The organism is Tranquillimonas alkanivorans (assembly GCF_900115595.1).
GTDB lineage: Bacteria > Pseudomonadota > Alphaproteobacteria > Rhodobacterales > Rhodobacteraceae > Tranquillimonas > Tranquillimonas alkanivorans.
The window spans coordinates 1-3,657 of record NZ_FOXA01000064.1; the positions used below are offsets into that span (position 1 = coordinate 1).

A 3,657-nucleotide genomic window follows, 5' to 3' on the forward strand; every position below is an offset into this window, starting at 1 on the left:
GGGGTTTGGCCAGGACGGGCCGCGAGCGCGTCAGCCGGGCTACGACTTCCTGATCCAGGGCATGTGCGGGATCATGGACCTCACCGGAGAGCCGGACGGACCACCGCAAAAGGTGGGCGTGGCCTGGATCGACATCTTCGCCGGGCTCTACGGCGCGATCTCCGTGCAGGCGGCGTTGGCCGAGCGGGCGCGGTCGGGCCTTGGCCAGCGAGTGGACGTCTCTCTTCTGGAGTGCGGCGTCGCGGTGCTGGCGAACCAGGCGGCCGCGCACCTGCTGGGCGGCGCCTCCCCCACGCGGCTGGGCAACGCGCATCCGAGCATCGTGCCCTACCAGGTGTTTCCCGCCGCCGACGGCCATCTTGTTATCGCCTGCGGCAACGACCGCCAGTTCGCCGCGCTCTGCCGCACGCTCGGCGCCGAGGACCTGGCGCGGCGCCAGGACTTCGCCACGAACCCGGACCGGGTGCGCAACCGCGGCGATCTCGTGCCCATGCTGGAGGCGATCACCCGTCGCTGGCCCAAGGCGGACCTCATCGCAGCACTGGAGGAGGCGGGGGTGCCGGCCGGCCCGATCAACTCGGTGGCCGAGGCGCTGTCGGACCCGCAGATTGGCGCCCGGGGCCTGCGCATCGCGCCGGAGGGGCTGCCGGGCTTGCGCAGCCCGGTCGCCTTTTCGCGCAGCGACTTGTCACTGGGACGTGCAGCACCTGCGCTTGGAAATGGGGTGTGGTCATTCCGTGAGACCTGACCCGGCCGTCATAGGTGAGGAGGTAGAAGATCGACTTTGCACATCTGCTGGACTTGCTGCATTCCTCTCCAAAGCGAACGCCAGCTGTGCATCGTTCCGCGGCTCGGCTCTCCAAGGGGCGGCGGCTGGCGGCGTTGAAAGCGCCGCCGCTCCTGCCAAAGAGGGCGCACAGCACCTACTACATCCGTTCAACCTGCGTGTAAGGGCGCAGGAGGCGCTGAGGTGCGCATAGAGCTGCTTCTTCGGCTGCGGCTGGTTCTGGCGTAAAGCGGCAAGATGCCGCTCGAGGCGCACCTCAGCGGCTCTGGCGTCACGTCGGCGTCAGCGGCGCCACAATGATACCTAGCATTGCCTCCAGGGTTGGAGCGCGCCTTCGCCTGGAAACTCCCCCCGGAAAGCGAAGCTGTTTTTGATCGAGGGCTTTCGTCCGCGCAGAGCCGCATCCGGGGCGACTGAGCGCCATTCATTCGCAAAAGTACTCTCGAGCCTTCGGTCTGCGTGCGGCGACTGATTAGTTCAGTTCCGCGAGCCGCGGACAAGCAAGGCGCTTCGCGGGATCACGAGCCCCACCGCGGTCTGATGCGGGCGGTGCAACGCCTCGAACTCGGCTTGGAAAGCCGCACGGCCTTTCTCCGGAAGGGCGGCGTAGGCGGCTGACACTGGGCCGAAGGCGCCGACGTACTCTTCCCATACTGTGGTAGGGTCGGGCGCATACAGCAGTGTCGTCTGCTCGCGGCAGACGATCTCGAACCGTCCGGCCGTCGCCGCCGCTAGCCAGTCCGGCCGCCCCCAGTCAAACGGAGACGCTTCCGGCTTCGGCGCCTCCGACCAGCGGGCGAGGAGGTTGAAGAACTGCGCGATGTAGCCGTCCGGGTCGTCGGTCCAGGTCGCGAGCGCGAGTCGCCCTCCGGGCCGCAGAACGCGCGCCATCTCGGCGATCGCGGCGGCAGGGTCGTCTGCGAAGATCACGCCGTAGGTCGAGATCACTCCGTCGAAAACCTCATCCCCGAACGGCAGCGCCTCGGCAGGGGCCTCGACGAACTCAGGGCGCGGCTCGATCTCCTGCGACAGTCGCTCGGCCGCAGCCAGCATTCCGGGCGCGATGTCGACGCCGGTGACCCGCGCGCCGCGCCGAGCCGCGAGGCGCGAGGCCCATCCCGTTCCCGTGCCGATGTCCAGCACACTTTCGCCCGGCCGTGGCCAGAGCAGCTGTACCGCGTGAGAGATTGTGTCGGAGAGACCGAACGAGATGCCGTCATAGGCCGCGCCGGGCGCGCCCCACATGCGCGCCGCAGGGCTGAGATCATTCGACGTGTCCATGGCCGGCTCCTCTTGCTGGTGCGCAATACATCCTGCGCCTCGCAGCCCGCCCTCGATACTCCACGATCTGGAGTATCGGGACGCCGGGGTGCTGCTGTATGCTGACGCCAGCCGAGGGAGGTGCAGATGAGGGGCTACGGCCAATTCTGCCCAATCGCAAAGGCCGCCGAGATCTTCTGCGAGCGCTGGACGGCGCTCGTAATCCGCAACCTCGGCGCCGGCGCGGAGCGTTTCAACGATATTCATCGCGGCGTGCCGCACATGTCGGCAACGCTTTTGACGCGACGGCTGCGACAGCTCGAAGCCGAAGGGCTGGTGATGCGTCGTCGGAGCGCAAGCGGCAAGAGCTGGACCTATCACCTGACCCAGGCGGGGGCAGAGTTCTTGCCCCTCGTCGGCGCCCTCGCGGTGTGGGGCCAGCGCTGGACCCGCCGCGAGCTTGAGGAGGGCGAGATGGACCTCGGGCTTCTGATCTGGGGGCTCGAGTATTCTGTCGATCCCACAGCATTCGGCCCGAAGCGTCACGTCCTTCAGCTCGACGTCACCGACCAGCCCAAACACAAGAGGCTCTACTGGTTCGTCTGCGAGGACGGCAGTCTCGAGCTCTGCGTCTCCGACCCGGGCGGCGAGACGGACATCTTCCTGGCCGCGACCCTGCGCGATCTGATCCATATCTACCGCGGCGACCTCGCCCTCGCCGCGGCGCTTGACGCCGGGGTGCTGACGGTGGACGGCCCGCCTCGCCTGACCAGACGCCTGCCGGCGTGGTTCAACGTGGGTGTAGTGGCCGCGACGCCGCCGGTAGCTGGAGCGCCTTTACGGCAGCGGCCTGAGCGGGACGAGCTTGCGCCGCCGCCCGGCTCGCCTGCGGCGTAATCAGTCGGGCTGCGCGAAAGCGGCCGGTGCCTGCACCAACTCCGCGTCGACCATTTCCCACCCCGAAAGCCGTGGCGCGCCTGATCGGCGCGCTCACGGTGAAAGCGGACACTAAAAGAGCCTTTTGCTGACGCTACAGGCCGGCGGAAAAGCTGATCCCGCACTGCGCTCATGATCACGCGGCGCTGTCGACGCAGAGTGAGGGAGTTCTCCAGCGCCGGAGGAGCCGGTGAATTCGATCCTAAGCCTCCTTGGCTATGCGCAATTTCAGGTTCGAAACGGGGGCAATGCGCCATCCTGATGCCCGGCTCTATGAGACTGCGGGGCGGAAGCTGGTGGTGTCGGCCGCAGAGGGCAATTTACGCTGCACTAGAGACACGCGCCTCTTGAGGCGCGCCTGATGGCGAAGGTCGGCCGTTGCGCGCACGGCCGTAAGTTTAGAAACGATGCGCACTCTCGAGGGCTCCACCGGCCGCGTAATGCGAGGAGATGCGAGCGCAGAAATGCAGCCTCACGAGAACAAAACCTCCCAGGTCGCTGTCGTGTTCCAGCGTCGCGGACGCGGTTGCTCAGGGTCGGGCAATGCGGATGTCCATCTCGTTGAATAGGCGCTTGAACTTCGCATGCAGATCCGCACGGCTCTGAGCGCCCATGAAGATTGCGCCAAGCTCATAGCTGTACTCGTCGTAGTGGTGATCTTCACCAAGCTGCAT

The 3,657-nt window shown here is 66.9% G+C and carries 3 protein-coding genes; 2 read left to right on the top strand and 1 reads right to left on the bottom strand.

What is annotated here, in order from left to right:
• Nucleotides 1–748 (top strand): CaiB/BaiF CoA transferase family protein (locus tag BM162_RS22015; protein ID WP_143096305.1); only part of this gene is annotated, 748 nt, incomplete at its 5' end.
• A gap of 516 nt (nt 749–1,264) precedes the next feature.
• Here BM162_RS22015 and BM162_RS22020 read toward each other — a convergent pair.
• On the bottom strand, nt 1,265–2,068 hold the full coding sequence (locus BM162_RS22020) for a class I SAM-dependent methyltransferase (protein ID WP_218153167.1): 804 nt from the start codon (nt 2,066–2,068) through the stop codon (nt 1,265–1,267).
• A 126-nt stretch (nt 2,069–2,194) separates the two neighbouring features.
• Here BM162_RS22020 and BM162_RS22025 point away from each other — a divergent pair, with 126 nt between their 5' ends.
• Complete coding sequence (locus BM162_RS22025; protein ID WP_093425990.1) at nt 2,195–2,944, top strand: winged helix-turn-helix transcriptional regulator; 750 nt, start codon at nt 2,195–2,197, stop codon at nt 2,942–2,944.
• Nucleotides 2,945–3,657 lie beyond the last annotated feature (713 nt).

Bases quoted from the DNA above. Each gene is read 5' to 3' on its own strand.
- BM162_RS22020 (WP_218153167.1), bottom strand. From the start codon at position 2,068: ATGGACACGTCGAATGATCTCAGCCCTGCGGCGCGCATGTGGGGCGCG.
- BM162_RS22025 (WP_093425990.1), top strand. From the start codon at position 2,195: ATGAGGGGCTACGGCCAATTCTGCCCAATCGCAAAGGCCGCCGAGATC.